This window comes from Ruegeria sp. BF6 (assembly GCF_056538665.1).
The window spans coordinates 16,988-38,716 of the sequence record NZ_JBQFTN010000011.1; the positions used below are offsets into that span (position 1 = coordinate 16,988).

Genomic DNA, 21,729 nt, shown 5'->3' on the forward strand with positions numbered 1-21,729 from the left:
CGTACTTTTTTGAAAAGACGAAGGAGCGTTTGCGTGCAGGTAGAGGTCTCTCGTGATGTGTTTCGATTGGCGCAGGTGTTCACCATCTCGCGCGGGTCGCGGACCGAGGCAAAGGTGCTGACCGTCCGGATTTCAGACGGAACCCATCAGGGCTGGGGCGAATGTGTTCCCTATGCGCGCTATGATGAAACGCTCGAGTCGGTTGAGGCTGAAATCGCGGGCCTGCCTGCCGAGTTCACCCGTCAGTCGCTGATGGATTTGTTGCCTGCGGGTGCCGCTCGGAATGCCGTGGATTGTGCGTTGTGGGATCTGGATTGCAAACGCGCGGGCAAGCGGGCTTGGGAATTGGCCGGTCTGCCGGTTCCGGTTCCGGAGATAACTGCATACACATTGTCTCTGGCGACACCCGGAGCGATGCAGGCGCAAGCCGCCGAAAACGCGCATCGTCCGTTGTTGAAGATAAAACTGGGCACCCCGGATGACATGCCTCGGCTGGTGGCTGTGCGTGCCGGTGCGCCAAAGTCAAAGATCATAGTGGATGCAAACGAAGGATGGTCGCCCGAAGTTTATGCCGATCTGGCTCCGCATCTGGTGCGACTTGGTGTCGAACTGGTCGAGCAGCCTCTGCCCGCAGCGGATGACGAGGCCTTGATCGGAATGGAGCGCCCGGTGCCGGTCTGCGCAGACGAATCCTGCCACGACCGTGCAAGCCTGCCTGCGTTGAAGGGCAAGTACGACGTGGTGAACATCAAGCTTGATAAAACCGGCGGCCTGACTGAGGCGCTGGCATTGCGTGAAGCCGCGTTGGCAGAGGGCTATCGTGTGATGGTCGGCTGCATGGTCGGCAGTTCTCTGGCCATGGCACCCGCGACCCTGCTGGCGCAGGGTGCGATGGTAACGGACCTTGACGGCCCGCTTCTGTTAGCCGAAGACCGCGACAACCCACTGATTTTTGATGATGCCGGAGTGCACCCGCCCAAAGCGGAACTCTGGGGCTGAGGAGATAAGACATGACCCGCACCGTTTATGTGAATGGCGAATACCTGCCCGAGACCGAGGCCAAGGTGTCCATCTTTGACCGTGGTTTCCTGTTTGCGGACGCCGTTTACGAAGTGACCAGCGTTCTGGATGGCAAGCTGATCGATTTCGAAGGCCACGCGGTGCGCCTCAAGCGGTCGCTAGACGAGCTGGAGATGGCCGAGCCCTGCACCAAGGAAGAGCTGCTGGAAATTCACCGCAAATTGGTGGAGTTGAACGGCATCGAAGAAGGTCTTGTTTATTTGCAAGTCAGCCGGGGTTCGGATGGCGACCGGGATTTCGTGTTCCCGTCCGCCAATACCAAACCCAGCCTCGTGCTGTTCACCCAGAACAAACCGGGTCTGGCCGACAGCCCCGCGGCCAAGAAAGGCGCCAAGATCATCTCGATCGAGGATATCCGCTGGGGTCGCCGCGACATCAAGACCGTGCAGTTGCTCTACCCGTCGATGGGCAAGATGATGGCCAAAAAAGCGGGTTGCGACGATGCGTGGCTGGTGGAAGACGGCTATGTGACCGAGGGCACCAGCAACAACGCCTATTTCGTCAAGAACGGCAAGATCGTCACCCGCCCGCTGTCCAACGACATTCTGCACGGAATCACCCGCAAGGCGGTGCTGCGCATGGCGGCAGAGGCTCAGATGGAAATCGAAGAGCGTCTGTTCACCATTGATGAGGCGAAAGAGGCGGATGAGGCCTTCACCACTTCGGCCAGCGCATTTGTCATGCCGGTGGTTGAGATTGACGGGGTGACGCTGAGCGAAGGCACACCGGGCCCGATTTCCAAACGCCTGCGCGAGATTTATCTGGACGAAAGCCGCAAGGCCGCAATCTAAAGCAAAGGCCCGCCGAATCGGCGGGCCTTTTTCGTATCTGGCGTCAGCCCTTTTTCGTTACGTTCTCGTCAAAGGCGACCTTGAAAGCTGCCTGCTTCTCAGGGCTGGCCTCGGTCTGGTAGTTGGCCTTCCACTCATCCATGGTCATGCCATAGAAAACCTCGCGGGCTTTGTCCTTGCCCATCTCGATCCCCTTTTCGTTGGCGGCTTCCTGATACCAGCGGGCCAGGCAGTTGCGGCAGAACCCGGCCAGATTCATCATGTCGATGTTCTGAACGTCGGTGCGATCTTCCATCAGGTGCTTTTGCAACCGGCGGAACGCGGCGGCCTGAAGTTCGGTTTCGGTTTTCTTGTCCATGGTCTGGCTCCGGATGACTGTACCGTTGTCTCTGACCTAGCGGTCCGATGGCGATGTTTCAACACGGTGTCTCAGGCCAGTTTCAAAGCCAGCCAGGGAATGATGCAGAAGATCAGGGTCAGGATTTTGTAATTCGCCAGATACCGGAAATACGCCCGCTTCACGTCCGGGCGCTCCATCTGGAACATCCGGCCATGCACACCTGCGATCCAATCCTGCAACAACACGATCATAAGTGTCGTGAACAGCAGGACCGCAATGTTGAGTGCCGCCATCCAGCCAAAGACAGAGGTCAGAAACTCCTGAGTCATGGTCGCCCCCTTTCCCATAATATATGGGGATCAGCGGCTGGTCTCACAATGAGGTGTGATCAAAGGCCGCTGTTTGCCAGAGCATCCTGTAGCACCACGGCCATGCGCTCGGCCCAGATGCGTTGTCCGGCATTATCGGCGATCAGGTCGTTGCGCAGCTCGATCAGGGCGTTCGGACGGCCATGGGCGGTGCAGTGCCGGTCGATCGCATCACCGGGCAAGACGCCAGTATAGGGTTCGTTGACGCCGACGCACAGGTCGTCCTCGGCCTCGAGCCGGTTGATCAGGGGTCGTGAGAACCGTTCGTCCGGCGTGTGCAGAACCCCCACATGCCACGGACGCGGCGCGCGACCGCGCAACTGGCGGGTAAAGGAATGCATTGACACGATCACCGCGTGCGGCAGGCCCGACATACGCTCCAGTGCCTCGTGATAGGGGCGGTAGCACATGTTCAGGCGCCGTTCGCGTTCGGTCGCGTCGGCGTGGCGGTTGCCGGGGATAATCGAACCGTCATAGAGCTTCATCAGCAGGGTTGGGTCATCTTCGCCCCGGTTCGGATCGATCACAAGACGCGAGAAATTGGCGGCGATCACCGGAGCGTTCAGGATCTCGCCCAAGTGCTTGGACACTTCATAGGCGCCGACATCATAGGCAATATGCCGTTCCATATCCTCACGCGGCAGGCCAAGCTCGCCTCCATTGATTTCGGGGGGAACCGTGTTGGTTGCGTGGTCGCATGTGATCAGCCAGCGCGAGGGGCGATCGGCACCGTGGATAAAAAACGGGGAATACGTCATAAGCCTGTCATCTAGTTTGTCGCAGGTTTAGGGCAGTTGCTTTGAAAAGGGAATTGCGCAATAAGCTGACATGTGATGTTTGCGGTAACATGATGCGAAATCCAAGAGAAGACGTTAGGAGACAAAACCAATGCGACGCCTGAGAAATGTGAAAATTGTGGCGACGCTGGGACCGGCGTCAAACGACTATGATATGATCCGCGCCCTGCATGAGGCTGGCGCAGATGTGTTTCGCCTGAACATGAGTCATGGCAGTCATGATGAAATTCGTGAACGCCACCGGATCATTCGGCAGGTCGAAAAGGATCTCGACAGTCCGATCGCAATTCTGGCTGACCTCCAGGGCCCCAAACTGCGTGTCGGAGTTTTTGCTAATGACGCAGAGGAATTGGATGAAGGCGCTGCCTTCCGTCTGGATCTGGATCCCGAACCCGGTGACATCACCCGCGTGTGTCTGCCGCATCCCGAGATTTTTGCCGCGTTGGAGCCAGGCGCGCGCCTTTTGGTCAACGATGGCAAAATTCGCCTGACCGTACAGGAGTGCGGCCAGGATTTTGCAAATTGCACGGTCGAAGTCGGCGGCACGATCTCGAACCGCAAAGGTGTAAACGTTCCTGATGTGGTGCTGCCGCTGGCCGCGCTGTCGGCCAAAGATCGTGACGATCTGGAGTTTGTCTGCCAACTGGGTGTGGATTGGCTGGCTCTCAGCTTTGTGCAGCGCGCCAAGGACGTGTTCGAAGCCCGCGCGCTGGCCGATGGCCGAGCCTCGATCCTGTCCAAGATCGAAAAGCCTGCGGCTGTTGAGGCTTTTGACGATATTCTTGATGCCTCGGACGGGATCATGGTGGCACGCGGTGATCTTGGGGTCGAACTGCCGGTTTCCGCAGTTCCACCAATTCAGAAACGATTGGTGCGGAAATGCCGGAGTGCGGCCAAGCCGGTGATCGTAGCGACCCAGATGCTGGAGAGTATGATCGAAAGCCCGATGCCCACGCGGGCCGAGGTTTCAGATGTGGCGACTGCCATCTACGAGGGCACCGACGCCATCATGCTAAGTGCTGAGTCCGCGGCGGGCTCATACCCGATCGAAGCTGTGCAAACCATGAACAAGGTCGCCATCGAGGTCGAGGCCGACCCGACCTATACGCAGATCATCTCGGCGTCGCGCACAGCCAAAGGCACGACAATTGCCGACGGGATCGTGGCCGCCGCGCGCGAGATTGCCGAAAAGACCGATATCAAGGCCATCTGCTGCTTTACCCAAAGCGGCACAACGGCACTTTTGACCGCGCGGGAGCGTCCCGGTGTGCCGATCATCGCCATGACCCCCGCCACCGGAACCGCGCGGCGCCTGTGCCTGAGTTGGGGTTGCCATTGCGTGATGACGCCCGAGCTTGAGCGTTTCAAGGGGGCCGTTGTCAATGCTGCCCGCGCTGCTCGTGCCGGCGGGTTTGCGACCGAGTCCGATCAGATTGTGGTAACGGCCGGTGTGCCGTTCAACGTGCCCGGAACCACCAATATCCTGCGTATCGCGCCCTGTGACGAACGTCTGATTTACAATACAGATCCCGGTTGAGGTACTTGTCTCAACGTTCAATCCCTCGCGTGGCCGAAATACAACCAGTCAGGAGACAGGGATTTTCACGATCTCCATTACTGTAAATGAGCTGGTCTGGTGAATTCCAGGCAGCTTGTTTATTTTCTCGCCGAGGATATCGCGGAAGTGTGAGATATCTCGAGTGCGGACGGTCAGCAGATAATCAAACGAACCCGCAACCATCAGGCAGCTTTCAATCTCTGGAATGTTGCGGACAGCGTCATTGAATCTGCTGAGAGATTGCTCAGCTGTAGCGGCGAGTGAAACCTGCACCACCGTCAGCAAGGCCAGCCCCATTCGTTCTTTATCGACGATGGCGCAATAGCCCTTGATGTACCCGTTTTTTTCTAAGCGCTTGACCCGCTCGGAACAGGGAGTATTGGTCAGATTGACGCGTGCCGCAAGATCGACAATCGACAACCTTCCGTTGATCTCCAACTCTTGCAGAATACGTTGGTCGATTTTGTCCAAATCTCTATCGATCAGTAAAAATCCCTGAAATCTTAGCGTAAGACGACATTTTTCACTGAATATAGACTAAAATAATCACCAATTCCTAGTGATTTTTCCTAATACTTGTCTGAAGGCAGCTGCGTAAATGTGTTCCAAGTTCGGCTGCCTTGTCGAGGGCACGGGCCTCGACCCAACGAAAAAAAATTGGAGAACCGACATGACAACAAAAATTGTCATAGGACTGGACGGGACAGAGACCGGGGAGCGCGCGATCGCCTTTGCCAAGGATTTGGCAGGGCGCATCGGCTCATGTGAGTTGCTGGTGGTCTACGTGATCGAATGGTCCCCATTCACTTTCCAGACACCTGAAGAAAACGCGCTGCGGCACAAACGGCGCGAGGAAGAGGTCGAACTGGCCACGACACGGATCGTCACCCCTGCGGTAGACGCGCTGAATGCAGAGGGCTTCACAGCGCATGGCATTGTTCGCCATGGCGACGTGGCCGAAACGCTGAACGCGATCACGGTTGAGAACGGCGGCACCCAGATCATCGTCGGGCGCGCCTCGGCGGACGGGTTCAAAAAACGCCTGTTCGGCAGCTCGACCCAGAATCTGGTCATGCATGCCGATGTGCCGGTCACGGTTGTGAACTGAGGGGAGTGGAGAGTATGAATATGCTTCAAAAACTGAGTCTTGGTGCATCAGCAGCTTTGATCGCCAGCCCCGCTTGGGCGCAAGACGCACCGGGCTTGGATGACAAGATCAATCAGGCGTTTGCCGATTTCACCGGACCATTCGTCAGCTTTATCTTCGCCCCGTTTCCGGGCACGGGCTTCCCTTGGATCGTCGGATGGCTGGTGATCGCGGCGACGGTTTTCTCGCTGTATTTTGCCTTTGTGCAGTTCCGCTTCTTCGGGCACGCCATCAGCTTGGTCAAAGGTGACTATTCCGATCCCAACGACGCGGGTGAGGTCAGCCACTTTCAGGCGCTGGCAACAGCGCTATCGGGCACTGTCGGCCTTGGTAACATCGCTGGTGTGGCGGTTGCCGTGGGTATCGGCGGGCCGGGCGCGACGTTCTGGATGATCACGGCGGGCCTGCTGGGCATGGCCTCGAAATTCACCGAATGTACTCTGGGTGTGAAATACCGCAACGAATACGAAGACGGCACCGTATCTGGTGGCCCGATGTATTACATGTCCAAAGGATTCAGCGAACTGGGTCTGCCGGGCGGTAAGATCCTGGCCATTTTGTTCTCGATCTTCTGTATTCTTGGCGCGCTGGGCGGGGGCAATATGTTCCAGGCCAACCAGGCACACCAGCAGATCGCAGGTATCGTGGGCGACTATCCTGGCTGGATCACCGGTCTGGTCTTTGCCGGCATCGTTTTCGCGGTAATCGTGGGCGGCCTGAAATCCATTGCACGCGTGACCGAAAAGGTCGTGCCGTTCATGGGGATCATGTATGTGTTGGCAGCTCTGGTCATCATTATCATGCACGCAGACCAGATCGGTTGGGCCTTTGGCCAGATCTTCGCGGGTGCCTTCACCGGCCTCGGTGTGGCGGGCGGCATGGTTGGCGCCCTGATCCAGGGCTTCCGCCGTGCGGCGTTCTCGAACGAAGCGGGCGTGGGCTCGGCGGCGATTGCGCACTCGGCCGTGCGGACGAGCGAGCCGATCACGGAAGGTTTTGTATCCCTGCTGGAGCCGTTCATCGATACGGTCGTGATCTGTACGATGACCGCGTTGGTGATCATCATCACCCAGCAACTGATCATCGATCCGGATACCGGCAAATATATGCTGAACGAAGCGGGTAATGCGATTGCCACTGTTGACGGCAACTCGGGCGTCAGCCTGACCTCAGCCGCCTTTGCAAGCGCTTTTGGCTGGTTCCCATATGTACTGGCCATCGCAGTGGTACTATTTGCCTTCTCGACCATGATCAGCTGGTCCTATTATGGTCTTAAGGCCTGGACCTATCTGTTCGGCGAGGGCCACACCAAGGAACTGGTGTTTAAGATCATCTTCTGCATCTTCGTCGTCATCGGCGCGGCGGCCAACCTTGGCCCGGTCATTGACTTCTCGGATGCGGCGATCTTTGCGATGGCGGTTGTGAACGTCTTTGCGCTCTACTTCCTGATGAAAGTGGTGCGGGAAGAGCTGGCGAGCTATGCGAGCCGCTTGAAAACCGGTGAAATCCGCAAATTCGAACATTAACCCAATCCACCGGGGCGGCGCCTGTCGCCCCGGTGCCTGACCACCCTGCGAAAACCGCAGTTTCTGGTCCAAACCCCCTTGCCACTATGACTGAATTTGCGTAAACGGCGCTTCTGATCGCGTGACCGGCCGAGATGGCATGCCGAGTCGCGTTTAGTACCGAACCCTGAAAGGAGACGGAAATGCCTAAGATGAAGACCAAGTCGAGCGCCAAGAAGCGCTTTAAGGTGACTGCGACCGGTAAGGTCCTTGCTGGCCAGGCCGGCAAACGGCACGGCATGATCAAGCGGACCAAGAAGTTCATCCGCGACGCCCGTGGCAACACCACCCTGTCCGCCCCCGACGCCAAGATCGTCAAGGGCTACATGCCCTACGACCGCTAAGAGGAGATTAAGAGATGTCCCGCGTTAAAGGTGGAACCGTAACTCACGCCCGTCACAAGAAGGTCATCAAGGCCGCCAAAGGTTACTATGGCCGCCGCAAGAGCACCTTCAAGGTTGCCCGTCAGGCCGTCGACAAGGCCAATCAGTACGCAACCCGCGACCGTAAGAACCGCAAGCGCAACTTCCGCGCGCTGTGGATCCAGCGTATCAACGCTGCTGTCCGTTCGCATGACGAAGCACTGACATATTCCCGCTTCATCAACGGCCTGAACCTGGCCGGTATCGAAGTGGACCGCAAAGTTCTGGCCGATCTGGCCGTGCACGAACCGGAAGCGTTCGGCGCGATCGTCGCCAAAGCTCAGGCCGCTCTGGCTGCCTGATCCTCTTTTAAAGAGACAGTGAATGAAGGCCGTTCCTTTCGGAGCGGCCTTTTTCTGTTTTCGGCCTGTCAGAGCACGCCGTTTCAGCAACAATTGACAGAGCATCTGAAAATGCGACTTCAATTTCGGGTGTCGAACGCAGGTGAACATCGACACCCTGGGCGCAATACTCTGGCTTAGACTGGCCTTGGCCGACGGCAATAGCCGTCATGCTGCGAAGATCAAAGTATGCAAGCCCAGATTCGGTTGCCAGAATTGCCAAAGACTCTGCGATCTGAGCGTTGATTTGCGCGTGTACTTCAAGGTTTATTCCAAGATCCCTAATGGCCTGAAAGGCTTGCCTGCGGGTCACCTGATGCCACTTTTGTATCTGACGGCTGAGCATCGTTTGCAATGCACTGTCGTCATTCAGTGCTACCGTGTTCAGGCCTTTTATGACAATCGGGCGGCCGGCAGAGGCTTCTTGACATGCATCCAGGTAGTGCCCGAGTTTTACCAGTCTGGATTCAACGGCCTCGTCCAGCGCGATGTCGTCGCGGAGGGCCAAAAAATAGCAACTGAGCTCGGCATCTACCTGTCCAAACCCGAAGCAAACGACATCGGGGTTGAGCTGCTCGATCGCCCGCGCTGCCTGCGAAAAAGAAGACCGAGGGTCATTCTTGGCGTTAAACCCTGCAGCAGTTGCACCTTTGATACTCAGCAGGTGGGCGGTATCGAAGCCGCGGATATCGGTTGGCGAAATGCGCCCGTACCTGAATCTTGTTTCTGCCGGTTTTGCTCCGATCAACCGAGTATGGGAGTCGCCGACGCACAATACGCTGCTCATATCAGGCCTTAGTTCGAGGGTTGTCACCTTTGCACATACCGTTGGGACCGGCTTTTTGCTGACTGTAGCACCAAGGCGGTGACGCCGCTATCGCAAAGGCTGCAACAAGTCGGCCTCGTGTGGTGAGCAGGTGACCTTACAGCACCACGCAACGACAAGGTTGATTGAAAACAAAAAAAACCGGCGCATTTAGCGCCGGTTTGCAACCTCAAAAGATCACGCCTTACCCGAACACGCGACCCAGCGCGCCGTCGACCGCGTCGGTGATCTGATCGATGTCGTCCGCCGTTGCGATCAGCGCGGGCGAGAAGCACAGCGTGTTATTGCGGCCGGGGACCGAGCGGTTGGTGACGCCGATGATCACGCCTTGCGCCATACAATCGGCCACAACCGCCTGTGCCAGCTTTTCGTCCACCGGCTCTTTGCTGCTGCGGTCAGCGACCAGTTCGGCGCCCAGGAACAGGCCCTTGCCGCGTACGTCGCCGATGACTTTGTGCTTTTCCATCAGCGCCTGCAGGTTGCCCATCATGCGATCCCCCATGGCCGAGCAATTGCCCAGCAGGTTTTCGTCTTCGATGATACGCATGTTCTCGATCGCTGCCGCAGGACCGGCGGTGCAGCCGCCAAAGGTTGAGATGTCGCGGAAATAGTTCAGCGGGTCGGCCGCGTCGTCCTTGAACATCTCAAAGACTTCCTCGGTGGTAACCATGCAGGCAATCGCCGCATAGCCCGAGGCAACGCCTTTGGCCATCGTCACAAAGTCCGGTTTGACGCCGTATTGCTGGTAGCCGAACCAAGTGCCAGTGCGGCCAACGCCACAGACGACCTCGTCAATATGCAGCAGCACGTCGTATTTCTTGCAGATCTCCTGCACGCGCTGCCAGTAGCCCTCGGGCGCTTCGATCACGCCACCACCTGCGGTCACCGGCTCGAGGCACAGCGCGCCAACGGTGTCTGGACCTTCACGCAGGATGACCTCTTCAATCTGATCCGCTGCCCATTCGCCGAAGTTTTCAACCGGTGCGCCGTCCAGCTCGTGCTTGCGGTACTCCATGCAGTGCGGGACACGCACGAAATCGGGCGCGAAGGGGCCGTATTGCGCGTTGCGCTCGTCCTGACCACCTGCGGACATGGTCGCCAGGGTCGAGCCGTGATAGTCGCGCTCGCGGTACAGGATCTTGGTTTTCTTGCCGCCATATTTCTTGTGCGCGATCTGGCGGATCATCTTGAACGCCTTCTCGTTCGCCTCAGAGCCCGAGTTGGTGTAGTAGACACGGCTCATGCCCGGCATCTTCTCGATCAGCTTTTCGGCGAAGATTGCCCCGGGGATCGAGCCGGCGGAGTTGGCAAAGTAGCACAGCTTCATCAGCTGGTCGTACACCGCCTTGCAGATCGATTCGCGGCCATAGCCCACGTTGACGGTCCATACACCGCCCGAAACGGCATCCAGATGCTCTTTGCCGTTCTGATCCCAGACGCGCATTCCCTTGCCTTCGACAATGATGCGGGGATCATTGGTTTCAAAGGGCTTATGCTGGATCAGGTGGTGCCAGATATGGGCGCGGTCGGCCTCGACCACGCGGGAAAGATCGTTTTCGTTGAACGTGCCGTCCATGACATGTCCTTTCAGAAGTATTGGGTGTGCAGGTTGCGGGAACGATGCCGCCCCGGCTTGGAATTCTTGATGGCCCAGATCACCGCGAATGGCCATCTGTAGATAGGGCCAGATTGCACCATCCCGTATTGCCAGTCCATGGCTTCGGCGTATTTCTACGGGTTTGCCAGGTTCCTTACTTTGTGATCAAGTCGCGCAGGAATTGAACTGGGAGGGTCAGCACATGGCAGGGGACAATATCTACGAGCGTCATTTGGACAAGAACCGCGCGAACTACACGCCCTTGTCGCCGCTGAGTTTCATCGAACGCACCGCGAAGATCTACCCGGATTACCCCTCGGTGGTCTATGGCGAGCGCCGTTTTAGCTGGGCTGAAACCTATGCCCGGTGCCGCCGTCTGGCGGGCGCATTGGCGGCGCGGGGGATCGGCAAGGGCGACACGGTCTCGATCATCGCCGCCAACATTCCCGAGATGTATGAGGCCCATTTCGGCGTGCCCATGGCAGGTGGGGTGTTGAACACGATCAACACGCGGCTGGACGCGCCGATCATCGCCTTCATCCTGAACCACGCCGAAACCAAGGTTCTACTGGTCGATCCCGAGTTTTCGGGCGTGGTGAAAGAGGCACTGAAACAGGTGGATCATGACCTGCTGGTCATCGACATCGAAGACCCCAGTTTTGATGGCGGCGAAAAGCTGGGCAGCCTGACCTATGACGCGCTGCTGGCCGAGGGCGATCCGGAATTCGTGTGGTCCTTACCCGATGACGAATGGGATGCGATTACGCTGAACTATACCTCTGGTACCACAGGCAATCCGAAAGGGGTCGTGTATCACCACCGGGGCGCGACGCTGAACGCACAGTCGGACCTGTTGGACTGGGACATGCCGAAGCATTCGGTCTACCTGTGGACGCTGCCGATGTTTCATTGCAACGGCTGGTGTTTCCCTTGGGCAATGGCAGCCAATGCTGGGGTCTCGGTCTGTTTGCGGGCGGTGCGGGACGAGCCGATCTATGCCGCCTTCCGCGATGAAAAGGTTACTCATTTCTGCGGCGCGCCAATTGTGTTGAACATGCTGGCCAACGCACCGGATCACCTGAAAGATTTCGGTCATGAGATCAAGGTGATGACCGCAGGTGCCCCGCCACCGGCCGCCGTGATCGAAAAGATGGAAAGCATGGGTGTCGAGGTGACCCATGTCTACGGCCTGACCGAAACCTATGGGCCATCTGTGGTGTGCGCTTGGAAGGACGAGTGGAACAGCAAAGGTGCCGAAGAGCGCGCCGCGCTCAAGGTCCGCCAGGGGGTTCCCTATACGGCCCTGTCAGGGCTGATGGTAGCTGACCCGGAGACCTTGGAGCCTGTGCCTGCAGATGGGGAGACGATGGGTGAGATTTTCATGCGGGGCAACGTCGTCATGAAAGGCTACCTGAAAAACGCCGAGGCTTCGGACAAGGCGTTTCGTGGCGGCTGGTTTGCCTCGGGTGATCTGGGGGTCATGCACCCGGACGGTTACATCGCGTTGAAGGATCGGTCCAAGGACATCATCATATCGGGCGGGGAGAATATCTCTTCGGTTGAGGTCGAAGATATCCTCTACAAACACCCCGCCGTGATGGAGGCCGCCGTGGTCGCCCGCCCGGATGAGAAATGGGGTGAAACGCCCTGTGCTTTTGTCGAACTCAAGCCGGATGCGCAGGCGAGCGAGGCGGATATCATTGCCTTCTGCCGTGACAACATGGCCCATTTCAAAGCGCCGAAGACGGTGGTGTTCGGGGCATTGCCGAAGACCTCGACCGGCAAGATACAGAAGTTCAAACTGCGGGATCAGGCGCGGGCGCTGACCTAAGCGCCCATCTTGTCAAAGATTGACAGGTCAAGCTCCAGTATTTCACCCATCCACGCCGCGCGGTCCCGGTGATCTGTCAGATGGTCACCGGTTTCCGGATGGGTGAAGATGGTCAGGCCCTGCCGGTTCAGCATCAGCCATGGAACAACCTGGTCGAACGCGTCCGGCGCAAATCCCAGTTGGCAGCTCCAACGCGGATGCGGGCCGACATTCTTGGTATGCACTCGGCCCATCTCAACCGGGAACAGGCGCGCGGCCTGTTGGCAGATCTGTTTCGCAATGTCCTGCGTATCAGCGTCAAAATAGACATGGGCGTGATAGCCAGTGATCTCCGGCATTGGGGCCTCCTACGTTCGCTTGTATCTGGATACACGATGCAGGTTGTCCTTCCCACCGATGTCAGCACACAGAACCTGTGCGTCAGGTCAGGCGACAGCTTCAGGGGAAGCGGCCGTGAAGGCGGGGTGGTTGGCACAGGCGGCCTTGACCGCCAGAGCGCGCGGTAGGTCGGACAGGTCCACCCTCCAGCGGCGCGCGTTGTACAACTGCGGGATCAGGCACAAATCGGCCATACCGGGCTGAGACCCTGCGCAGTAGGGGGCCTGTTCAAATTCGGCCAAAAGTGCCTCGAAAGCCAACAGGCCCGGGCGGATAAAGTGGCGCATCCAATCGCCCAGCATCCCTTCGGCCCCGCCGCTGAGCGTGGTGGCGTACTGAGCAACCGACAGATTGCAGACCGGATGGATATCCACGGCAATGGACTGCGCCAAAGCCGCTACTTTGGCACGGTGCGCGGGTTCAGCCGGTAGCAACCCAAGACCCCGAGTCTGATCCAGATAGTCGATGATCGCCAGAGATTGCGTCAGCCGAAGCCCGTCAATCTCAAGCACCGGAACCAGTCCCTGCGGATTGCGCGCCAGGTGGGTCTGCGATTTCTGTGCCCCGTCCCTGAGATCGACCGAGACAGCACGATAGGCGATCCCGGCCAGGTTCAGCGCGATGCGCACCCGGTAGCTGGCCGATGACTGCCCATAGTCAAACAGGATCACCTCGGCCATGCTGTCAGTCGTTTTTCAATGCGGCAGCTTTCAGGGCATGCGCCAGCACATCCGCGTTTCCGATATGGTTGGCCAGCACAAGAATGAGCCGTGCGTTCAGTGCTTCGCTTTCCGATTTATCCAGCCCGTCATGGGCGGTCAGCAACTCGGCATAGAAATCGTCGCCATTGTCGAGGTTCGGGGTGAGGATCAGATCGGCCATCTTGCTTACTCCTTACCGGTGGCCCGGCGGATCGCCTGCCGGAATGCGTTTTCTTCGAACGTGTCGCGCCGTGCGGCCACGTGCTGATCCGGACGGATCAGGTAGACCGCGCTGTCCGCGTCGCCCAGATACCGGCGCTTGAGTTCCAGCGTCAGGTCATCCTTGACGGACAAAGCCAGCCGGGTGGCTTCGATACCGTCTTCCTCGATGCGGTCAGGGGCGTCGGCGTCGATGGTCAGCAGAGTGAACTTGCCCGCCAGTTTCGGCAACAGGAAGTCATCGCCCAACGGCGCATCAGGGCAGGCTGCGCCCGGGCGGGTGATGTCCGGCCCGTTCAGGGCATCTGCCGAGCTGAGCGAGGACCCCTCATAGGGGCAGGGTGTGCTCAACCGGCCGGAATTCACCAGCGGCCGGGCAAACTCAAAGTGTTCGCTGAGGTCCAGAACCGCATCCCGAAACTGTCGAGACATGTCGGATTTCGGCGTGATGAAATCGGTCGAGCGCGTGGACATGCGGATATTCTCATCGGCGGCCTGAACCCGCTCGCGGTTGTAGCTGTCCAGCAGAATCTCGGGCGCTTTGCCGTCGATGACCAGCTTCAGTTTCCAGCACAGGTTGTCCGCATCCTGCATTCCGGAGTTTGCGCCGCGGGCCCCAAACGGGCTGACCTGATGCGCACTGTCTCCGGCGAACAACACGCGGCCATGACGGAACCGGTCCATGCGACGGCATTGGAAGGTATAGATCGATACCCATTCCAGATCGAACTTAATATCCTCGCCCAGCATCGCCTTGAGCCGGGGAATGACGTTCTCGGGCTTTTGTTCACGCTCCTTGTCGATATCCCAGCCCAGTTGCAGGTCGATGCGCCAGACATTGTCGGGCTGCTTGTGCAGCAGCGCAGATTGTCCGCGATTGAAGGGGGGATCGAACCAGAACCAGCGCTCGGTCGGGAAATTTGCTTCCATCACCACATCGGCGATCAGGAAGTTGTCTTCGAAAACACGACCTTCGAAATCCAGCCCCAGCATCCGCCGCGTTGGTGAATGCGCCCCGTCACAGGCGATCAGCCACTCGGCCTCGATGTTGTAGGGACCTTCAGGAGTTTCGACCTCTAGCGTGACGTGGGTTTCATGAGTTCCGATGGCCTCGACCTTGTTGCGGCCGCGGATTTCGATGGGGGCACCTTCGGCCTGCAATTCGCGCACCCGGTCAACAAGGGCGTTTTCGAAATAGTACTGCTGCAGGTTGATGAAGGCCGGGTTCGCGTATCCTGTGTCGGGCTGCAGGTTGAACTCGTAAACCTGACGTTCATCGAAATAGACCTTTCCCGCGTTCCACAGCACCCCTTTTTCCATCATCGGACGCCCCGCGCCCAGACGGTCGGCAATATCAATCGTGCGCTGCGAAAAGCAGATGGCGCGGCTGCCGAAACTGACCTTATCATTGTCGTCCAGCACCACGACCTCAACCCCTTGCTGGGCCAGATCAATGGCTGTGGCCAGCCCGATCGGTCCCGCGCCGATCACGATTACCTTGTGCCGGGTAGGTGTGGGTGCATCCTGATCCGGGCTGCGTTCATAGGCATAAAGCGGGACTTCGAAAATCTTGTTCATGGGCTCTCCCCCGATGGTCTGGCGCGGGTTACGCGCAAGATTTCATTCCCCGGCGCTGAGGTGCCGAAGGCTTGAGCCAATGGTTTCATCATAAATTCCGCCGTAAAACGATCTGGATCAAATGCGACGGAATGTCGTCAGTCGGGGTATAGTTCTTACCGTGCGTACGGGGATGATCGAGCGGGCAATACCGTGCCGGTGCAGTCGCCGAATCCGATTGTGTAGCCCTTTCCTTTGGCTGCGCCCGTCAGGGACAGGGTGTCGCCATCTTGGATGAAACTGCGCGTCTCGCCGCTGTCCAGCGTCAGCGGTTCCTTCCCGCCCCAGCTGAGTTCCAGCAGCGAGCCGCGTTCGGATTTCGTCGGCCCTGAGATTGTGCCGGAACCCAGAAGATCGCCGGTATTCATCGGGCAGCCCGAGGTGGTATGATGCGCCAGCTGCTGCGCGGCGGAATAGTACATCTCCTTGTAATTCGTCCGGGAAATCGTGGTGGCCGGTTTGCCCGCGGGCGCCATTGTCACGGAAAGGTCGATATCATACAGCATCGGACCGCAGTCCTTCAGGTGGTCCAACAATTCGTGTTCGCGCGCGGGAGTGTCACAACGGAACGGCTCCAAAGCGGCCTTGGTCACGATCCACGGGCTGATGGATGTCGCGGTAGCCTTGGCCTGAAACGGGCCGAGAGGCTGGTATTCCCACGCCTGAATGTCGCGCGCGGACCAATCGTTCAGCAGCACGTATCCGAAGATGTGGTCATCCGCTTCCTGCACTGTGATCGGCCCCTCTGAGGGGATGCCGACGATGGCGCCCATCTCAAGCTCGATGTCAAAGCGGCGGCTGGGCAGCAAAACGGGTTTCTCTTGGTCCGGTGACTTCAACTGACCCCAGGGGCGGCGGATATCGGTGCCCGAGACGACAACCGAGGATGCCCGGCCGTTATACCCGATGGGAATATGCAGCCAGTTTGGCGGCAGTGCGTTCTCGGGCCCGCGAAACATGGTGCCGACGTTTTGCGCGTGATGGCGACCGGCGTAGAAGTCGGTGTATTCGCTGACGGCGAAAGGCATGTGCAGTTCGGCGTCGTCCTGCGCAACCAGCAAAGGTTCCATCTTGTCCTGTTCCTCCGACCCTTCGGCCAGCAGATAGGTCAGTCGCGCGCGCAATGCGGCCCAGACGGCGGGACCTTGCTCCATCAACGGGTTCCAGAAGGGCAGGTCGAACAGCGGCTCGTCGTCCAGATTGATCACCCCTTCGGCCTCAGCCGCGGTGACGTCCAGAATCATGTCTCCAATCGCCACGCCGCAATGTGGGGCAGCCCCGCCGACCGAAAAGACACCATAAGGCAGGTTGTTCAGCGGAAACGGGTGTTCGGCGGAATTGGCCGAGGCCACCCAGGATTTCGAAAGTGTCATTTGTGTTCCTTGTCGCCTTTGTCGTCGTTGCGAAAGTGGCACCGCGAAAGGGTGTGTCGCATGGTCCTGTTTCCGTCTTTCAGTCGCCGGGATCGACCCCACCGGAAGAACCCTCCTGGCGATGGCCGGGCATTGGATTGTGCTTGTAATGGTCGCGCTTGCCATTCCAGCGTCTGCGCCGCGCCCATATAGACATGCCGATGATGCCTAAGAACACGGCAATGACTAGGTAGCCAGAATCCATCACTTTTTGCCCGGGGTTCCGTCGAACTTTTTCTCAAGTGAGGTCCAGCAGTCAATGTAATCGTCCTGCAAGGGGGCCTCGTTGGCGGCAAAAGGTGTCAGATGCTGCGGGAACCGAGTTTCGAACATGAAGGACATGGTGTTGTCCAGCTTGTCGGGCCCGAGGTTCGCGTTCGACGCCTTTTCGAACGCCTCGCGGTCCGGACCGTGCGGCAGCATCATGTTGTGCAGGCTCATGCCGCCGGGGACAAAGCCCTGCGGTTTCGCGTCATACTGGCCGTAGATGTTGCCCATCAGCTCGGACATGATGTTCTTGTGGTACCACGGCGGGCGGAACGTATCTTCGGCCACCATCCAGCGTTCGCGGAATAAGACAAAGTCGATATTCGCGGTGCCCGGCTGCCCCGAAGGCGCGGTCAACACGGTAAAGATCGACGGATCGGGATGGTCGAACAGGATCGCACCGACCGGGCAATAGGTGCGTAGGTCGTATTTGTAGGGCGCGTAATTACCGTGCCACGCCACCACATCCAGCGGGCTTTGATTGATCTTGGTGGTGTGAAACTGCCCGCACCATTTGACAGTGACGGTCGAGGGCACCTCGCGATCCTCAAACGCGGCCACCGGCGCCTTGAAATCGCGCGGGTTGGCCATGCAATTGGCGCCGATCGGGCCGCGGCCCGGCAGCTCGAATTTCTGACCGTAGTTTTCGCAGACAAAGCCGCGCGCGGGGCCCTCCAGCACCTCAACCCTGTAAACCAACCCACGCGGGATAATTGCGATTTCCTTAGGTTCAAGGTCGATAATCCCCAGCTCGGTTGCAAAGCGCAGGCGACCTTCCTGCGGTACCACCAGCAATTCGGAATCGGCCGAGTAGAAATAGGCGTTCACCATGGATTCGGTGACCAGATAGATGTGGCTGGCCATGCCCACCTGGGTGTGCACATCCCCGGCCGTGGTCATCGTGCGCATGCCGGTCAGCCAGGTCAGCCCCTGACCTGAATGGGGCACCGCATCCCAACGATACTGGCCCAGGCTGATCACGTCCGGATCGACAAAAGGCGCGGAGTTCCAATAGGGCAGATCGAGTTTTTCGTAGCGATGCGAGTGCTTGACCGACGGTCGGATGCGATAACACCACGTCCGTTCAGGCGGGTTGGCGGTGAAAGCCGTACCGCTGAGCTGCTCACCATAGAGACCATAGTTGCAGCGCTGTGGGCTGTTCATCCCCTGCGGCAAGGCTCCGGGCAGAGCCTCGGTTTCAAAGTCATTGCCAAAGCCGGGCATATAACCGGAATGGGTGCCGACCGGCGTACTGGCCTGTGTCATTTCATGTGGATCAGTCGGATGGTTCATCCTGAGTTCCTCCGCTTATTGCTTGAGGGATAGTAGTTGATTTTGTAACTAACAAGCATGACTCAGAACGATTCCCCTAAAAATGATGACTTTTATTTGCAGGATTTCCTGCCCTACCTGCTAAACCGGGCAGCCGAAGAAAGTTCGCTGGAATTTCAGAGGGTCTACAAGGACCGATTCGGGATGCTGCGCAATGAATGGCGGGTCTTGTTCCATCTGGGCAATTACGGAGAAATGACCGCGAAAGAGATCGGCGAACGCGCCCGGCTTCACAAAACCAAGATCAGCCGGGCCGTGCACAGGCTTGAGGAAAGCCGGTATCTGGTGCGCTGCCGCAGCGAAACGGATCGCAGGGTGGAACACCTGACGCTTACGGCTTTGGGCCAATCTGTCTATCGCGAGCTTTGTGGTATCGCCGGGCAGTATGACGCAAAGCTGGCTGCAGAGTTCAATGCGGACGAGGTGGCCCTGTTACGCAAAATGCTACGCCAGTTGGCGCATATGGGTTGAACTCTGGTAATTCCAACCTCAGGCCCCCAGATGACATCCAGAGCGGACACTGGAAAAAAATATGACGACCCTGAACGCCGATGCGGCGAAATCAACTGACCTTATTCAATGGATTGTGACCCGCGGTCTCGAAGGGGCCGCGAAAGAAGAGCTGTTGGACGGCTACTGCAACAAGTTGTTGGAACTGGGCGTACCCCTGATGCGCTTTCATGCGGCGCAGTCGGCGCTGCACCCTGTCTATGGCGGCACCGGGTTCAGCTGGTATGAGGGGCAAGGCGGCGAGTCCGAGACCTTTGAATACACCGAAGAGCCCAGCGAACAGTGGAGGCAAAGTCCTCTCTACGCCATTCTGAGCAATGAGGTGGATGAAATCCGCGAGCGTCTGGTCGATCAGAATGAGGAAAGCCGGTTTCCCCTGCTGAATGATCTGCGCCAGATCGGAGCCACCGATTATTATGCCACCGGAGTCAGCTTTGACGTGCCGACCCAGAGCGTGACAGGAGACACCAAAGAAGCCGTGGACGGAGTTCTGATGTCCTGGACCTCGAACGCTCCGGAAGGATTCCAGGACTGTGACCTGGATCTGATCAACACGGCGTTGCCGCATCTGGGGCTGGCGCTGAAATCCGCGTCGAGCGCCCGGATTTCAAAGGACCTGATGCGGGTCTATCTGGGACGCGATGCGGGGCGCCGCGTGTTGTCGGGCGAAATCCGGCGTGGCTCGTTGCAGCAGATCGATGCAGTGATCTGGAACTTTGACCTTGAAGGCTTCACCAGCCTCTCCGAGGAACTGCCGGGCAACGAGATCATCGACATGCTGAACGATTACCTGGCCGTGGCCGTAGGTGTAGTGCACGATAACCGCGGCAATATCCTGAAATTCATGGGCGACGGCCTGATGGCGATGTTCGACGTCGGTGAAATCGATGAAGACGCGCGTGCGGCGCTGAAGGCCGTACCGATGCTGCAGCAACGGATGGAAGTCTTGAACACCCGTCGCACGGCCGACGGCCTGCCGGTGGCCAGTTTTACCCTTGCCCTGCACGCGGGTGAGATTCTGTATGGCAATATCGGGTCCGAGACCCGGTTGGACTTCACTGTGATTGGCCCGGCCGTAAACCAGACCGCCCGGATCGCCGGAATGCACCGGTCGCTTGGGCAGCGTATTCTGATCTCGGATGACGTGGCACGCGCGGCCCAGCCTTGTGGTCAGGACCTTGTGTCTGTCGGGCGATACATGCTGCGCGGGGTCTCCGAACCGAAGGAGTTGTTCACGGTGTATAATGAGGCGGCGTCGTAGTTGGGTGTTTGTGCGATATTAAGAGCAATAAGGCCATTTGTTCTCTCGTTAAGTGTAATGGCATCTGCCGTATCCGCGCAGACCAATCCTGCGATCAATATCTTCTTTGGCTTCGATCATGTTTTGTATCCGATTGCGATCAAGTGGGCTTGCGGAGGTCCGCAAAGTGAGGATTTGGCCGCTATTGAGGCGCTTATAGCGGCGTTTCCTGAAGATGCAGAACGCGCCGATTTGCAGGGTATCGTTGATAGCATGCTGCAGGCGGTAGAGCGCGAAGCGGACTTGGTTGAAGTGCTTGGTGCCGAATTAACCAGCAAACAGACAGAGCAACTATGCCCTGCCGCGCGGACTCTAAGCCTTGTATGGGTAACGCCTGAGCAACTGGCCAATGGCGGTGAAGACACAATTGCCCCTGAACACATAGTAGCATGGGCAGAGTTTTACCGGGTCGTTGAGCACCTTCAGTGATCGCCATGTCATGCCGTGCGGCACTGCAACTATTGGGTCCAGCGGGCGGGTTGGGCGGCGAAGCTGCGCGAAAAATCACCCTTCGGCTGGAGGTACGACCCGCTGATACAGATGCCACGTGGCATGGCCAAGGATCGGCAGGGTGAAGATCAGGCCCAGAAACGCCGGAACCATCGACAGCAGCATGGTGACCGAGATTACCGCCGCCCAGGTCAGCATGACCACCGGGTTTTCCGAGACGGCCCGGATGGACGTCAACATGGCGGAAACGAAATTGGTTTCCCGGTCGAGCAACATGGGCATGGCAATGACGGTCACCGTGAACAGGACTGCAGACAGAAATGCGCCGACGCAGGTGCCAATAGCAAGGAAAGTCCAGCCCTGCGGCGTAAAGATAACGGTGTTCAGAAAACCGTTAAAGTCCGAGAAGGATGCGTTCTGCAGGGTGATCGCCAGCCAAAGCCGAATCTGGTAAATCCAAACCCAGAAAATGAACAGGGTGACAAAGGCCATCCATCCCATTTCGCGTTTGCGCTGATTGGCCATGACACCAAGGATTTCAGACCAGCCGAAATTCTCTCCCTTCTGCAAACGTCGGGACATCTCATAAAGCCCGGCAGCGGCGAAAGGCGCGACCAGCGGAAAACCCACAATCGCGGGAATGATCATCCAGATTTTGCCAAGCCAGACCAGACTCCAAACAAACAGGATGCCGAACACCGCATAGAACAGGCCGAAAAAGCCGCTCATGAAGGGACGCGCGAGAAAATCTGAAAACCCGGCCTTCAGCGACGCGGTGATGTCACTCGAAGTCACCGTGTTGACTTCGGGCACGGAATGCTGTTGCGGCGTCAGATTGTCCGGTGGTGTGGAATCTTCGGTTTTGGATGCCATGACACAC

24 protein-coding genes are annotated in these 21,729 nt (G+C 58.2%); 11 read left to right on the plus strand and 13 right to left on the minus strand.

The genetic code is table 11. The features are described from left to right. The first annotated feature begins 33 nt into the window (after window positions 1-33). Together dgcA and ACR0IM_RS18270 are read left to right on the plus strand one after the other, a co-directional pair. On the plus strand, window positions 34-999 hold the full coding sequence (gene dgcA, locus ACR0IM_RS18265; protein ID WP_480682777.1) for an N-acetyl-D-Glu racemase DgcA: 966 nt from the start codon (window positions 34-36) through the stop codon (window positions 997-999). Between the two features lie 11 nt (window positions 1,000-1,010). Continuing rightward, window positions 1,011-1,871, plus strand: coding sequence for a D-amino-acid transaminase (locus tag ACR0IM_RS18270; RefSeq protein WP_480594485.1), 861 nt, complete (start codon window positions 1,011-1,013; stop codon window positions 1,869-1,871). Between the two features lie 43 nt (window positions 1,872-1,914). On the opposite strand, the gene ACR0IM_RS18275 is transcribed toward ACR0IM_RS18270, so the two are convergent. From ACR0IM_RS18275 to ACR0IM_RS18285, 3 genes are all read right to left on the minus strand, one after another. Further along, entirely contained in the window at window positions 1,915-2,229 is a 315-nt protein-coding gene (locus ACR0IM_RS18275) for a DUF1244 domain-containing protein (protein ID WP_480594486.1), read from the minus strand. Window positions 2,230-2,300: 71 nt separating this feature from the next. After that, window positions 2,301-2,540 carry a DUF6868 family protein gene (locus ACR0IM_RS18280; RefSeq protein ID WP_480594487.1) on the minus strand — a complete coding sequence of 80 codons (240 nt, stop codon included), beginning with the start codon at window positions 2,538-2,540 and terminating at the stop codon, window positions 2,301-2,303. A gap of 59 nt (window positions 2,541-2,599) precedes the next feature. Then, a complete protein-coding gene (locus ACR0IM_RS18285; protein WP_480682778.1) occupies window positions 2,600-3,337 on the minus strand; it encodes an N-formylglutamate amidohydrolase in 738 nt (245 codons plus the stop codon). A 130-nt stretch (window positions 3,338-3,467) separates the two neighbouring features. Between ACR0IM_RS18285 and pyk the strand changes: the two genes are divergently transcribed. Then, the gene (gene pyk / locus ACR0IM_RS18290; protein ID WP_480682779.1) at window positions 3,468-4,913 is read left to right on the plus strand and encodes a pyruvate kinase; all 1,446 of its coding nucleotides are present in this window, start codon (window positions 3,468-3,470) and stop codon (window positions 4,911-4,913) included. A 48-nt stretch (window positions 4,914-4,961) separates the two neighbouring features. Here the strand turns inward: pyk and ACR0IM_RS18295 are convergent, their stop codons facing one another. Next, complete coding sequence (locus tag ACR0IM_RS18295; RefSeq protein WP_480642816.1) at window positions 4,962-5,405, minus strand: Lrp/AsnC ligand binding domain-containing protein; 444 nt, start codon at window positions 5,403-5,405, stop codon at window positions 4,962-4,964. Window positions 5,406-5,604: 199 nt separating this feature from the next. On the opposite strand from ACR0IM_RS18295, the gene ACR0IM_RS18300 reads away from it, so the two are divergent. From ACR0IM_RS18300 to rplT, 4 genes are all read left to right on the plus strand, one after another. Further along, window positions 5,605-6,042: a universal stress protein gene (locus tag ACR0IM_RS18300; protein ID WP_480682780.1), complete on the plus strand. Its 438-nt coding sequence runs from the start codon at window positions 5,605-5,607 to the stop codon at window positions 6,040-6,042. 14 nt (window positions 6,043-6,056) lie between these two features. Further along, window positions 6,057-7,607 (plus strand): alanine/glycine:cation symporter family protein, encoded by a 1,551-nt coding sequence (locus ACR0IM_RS18305; RefSeq protein WP_480682781.1) that lies wholly within the window; start codon window positions 6,057-6,059, stop codon window positions 7,605-7,607. Window positions 7,608-7,789: 182 nt separating this feature from the next. Then, on the plus strand, window positions 7,790-7,990 hold the full coding sequence (rpmI, locus tag ACR0IM_RS18310; protein WP_010443552.1) for a 50S ribosomal protein L35: 201 nt from the start codon (window positions 7,790-7,792) through the stop codon (window positions 7,988-7,990). A gap of 14 nt (window positions 7,991-8,004) precedes the next feature. Then, window positions 8,005-8,370 carry a 50S ribosomal protein L20 gene (gene rplT / locus ACR0IM_RS18315; protein WP_008756009.1) on the plus strand — a complete coding sequence of 122 codons (366 nt, stop codon included), beginning with the start codon at window positions 8,005-8,007 and terminating at the stop codon, window positions 8,368-8,370. A gap of 7 nt (window positions 8,371-8,377) precedes the next feature. On the opposite strand, the gene ACR0IM_RS18320 is transcribed toward rplT, so the two are convergent. Both ACR0IM_RS18320 and ACR0IM_RS18325 read right to left on the minus strand, forming a co-directional pair. Then, the gene (locus tag ACR0IM_RS18320) at window positions 8,378-9,196 is read right to left on the minus strand and encodes a hypothetical protein (RefSeq protein WP_480682782.1); all 819 of its coding nucleotides are present in this window, start codon (window positions 9,194-9,196) and stop codon (window positions 8,378-8,380) included. Window positions 9,197-9,419: 223 nt separating this feature from the next. After that, entirely contained in the window at window positions 9,420-10,811 is a 1,392-nt protein-coding gene (locus tag ACR0IM_RS18325) for an aminotransferase family protein (protein ID WP_480682783.1), read from the minus strand. Window positions 10,812-11,034: 223 nt separating this feature from the next. Here ACR0IM_RS18325 and ACR0IM_RS18330 point away from each other — a divergent pair, with 223 nt between their 5' ends. Continuing rightward, window positions 11,035-12,663, plus strand: coding sequence for an acyl-CoA synthetase (locus tag ACR0IM_RS18330; protein ID WP_480682784.1), 1,629 nt, complete (start codon window positions 11,035-11,037; stop codon window positions 12,661-12,663). Here the strand turns inward: ACR0IM_RS18330 and ACR0IM_RS18335 are convergent. The 6 genes from ACR0IM_RS18335 to hmgA all read right to left on the minus strand — a co-directional run bounded on the left by ACR0IM_RS18335 (window position 12,660) and on the right by hmgA (window position 18,550). Continuing rightward, entirely contained in the window at window positions 12,660-13,001 is a 342-nt protein-coding gene (locus ACR0IM_RS18335) for a DOPA 4,5-dioxygenase family protein (protein WP_480682785.1), read from the minus strand. The genes ACR0IM_RS18330 and ACR0IM_RS18335 overlap by 4 nt on opposite strands. Before the next feature lie 87 nt (window positions 13,002-13,088). Beyond that, the gene (gene maiA / locus ACR0IM_RS18340) at window positions 13,089-13,721 is read right to left on the minus strand and encodes a maleylacetoacetate isomerase (protein ID WP_480682786.1); all 633 of its coding nucleotides are present in this window, start codon (window positions 13,719-13,721) and stop codon (window positions 13,089-13,091) included. Window positions 13,722-13,725: 4 nt separating this feature from the next. Continuing rightward, window positions 13,726-13,923 (minus strand): DUF2783 domain-containing protein, encoded by a 198-nt coding sequence (locus tag ACR0IM_RS18345; RefSeq protein ID WP_480682787.1) that lies wholly within the window; start codon window positions 13,921-13,923, stop codon window positions 13,726-13,728. A gap of 5 nt (window positions 13,924-13,928) precedes the next feature. Next, entirely contained in the window at window positions 13,929-15,539 is a 1,611-nt protein-coding gene (locus ACR0IM_RS18350; RefSeq protein WP_480682788.1) for an FAD-dependent oxidoreductase, read from the minus strand. 155 nt (window positions 15,540-15,694) lie between these two features. After that, a complete protein-coding gene (fahA, locus tag ACR0IM_RS18355) occupies window positions 15,695-16,951 on the minus strand; it encodes a fumarylacetoacetase (RefSeq protein ID WP_480682789.1) in 1,257 nt (418 codons plus the stop codon). 243 nt (window positions 16,952-17,194) lie between these two features. After that, complete coding sequence (hmgA, locus tag ACR0IM_RS18360) at window positions 17,195-18,550, minus strand: homogentisate 1,2-dioxygenase (RefSeq protein WP_480682790.1); 1,356 nt, start codon at window positions 18,548-18,550, stop codon at window positions 17,195-17,197. Window positions 18,551-18,607: 57 nt separating this feature from the next. On the opposite strand from hmgA, the gene ACR0IM_RS18365 reads away from it, so the two are divergent. The 3 genes from ACR0IM_RS18365 (at window position 18,608) to ACR0IM_RS18375 (ending at window position 20,828) form a co-directional block, all read left to right on the plus strand. After that, the gene (locus tag ACR0IM_RS18365) at window positions 18,608-19,060 is read left to right on the plus strand and encodes a MarR family winged helix-turn-helix transcriptional regulator (protein ID WP_480594502.1); all 453 of its coding nucleotides are present in this window, start codon (window positions 18,608-18,610) and stop codon (window positions 19,058-19,060) included. A 61-nt stretch (window positions 19,061-19,121) separates the two neighbouring features. Next, window positions 19,122-20,360 carry an adenylate/guanylate cyclase domain-containing protein gene (locus ACR0IM_RS18370; RefSeq protein ID WP_480682791.1) on the plus strand — a complete coding sequence of 413 codons (1,239 nt, stop codon included), beginning with the start codon at window positions 19,122-19,124 and terminating at the stop codon, window positions 20,358-20,360. 57 nt (window positions 20,361-20,417) lie between these two features. Continuing rightward, window positions 20,418-20,828, plus strand: a complete 411-nt coding sequence (locus ACR0IM_RS18375; RefSeq protein WP_480682792.1) for a hypothetical protein — start codon at window positions 20,418-20,420, stop codon at window positions 20,826-20,828. A 75-nt stretch (window positions 20,829-20,903) separates the two neighbouring features. Here ACR0IM_RS18375 and ACR0IM_RS18380 read toward each other — a convergent pair whose 3' ends face one another. After that, window positions 20,904-21,722: a DUF2189 domain-containing protein gene (locus ACR0IM_RS18380; protein ID WP_480682793.1), complete on the minus strand. Its 819-nt coding sequence runs from the start codon at window positions 21,720-21,722 to the stop codon at window positions 20,904-20,906. Window positions 21,723-21,729 lie beyond the last annotated feature (7 nt).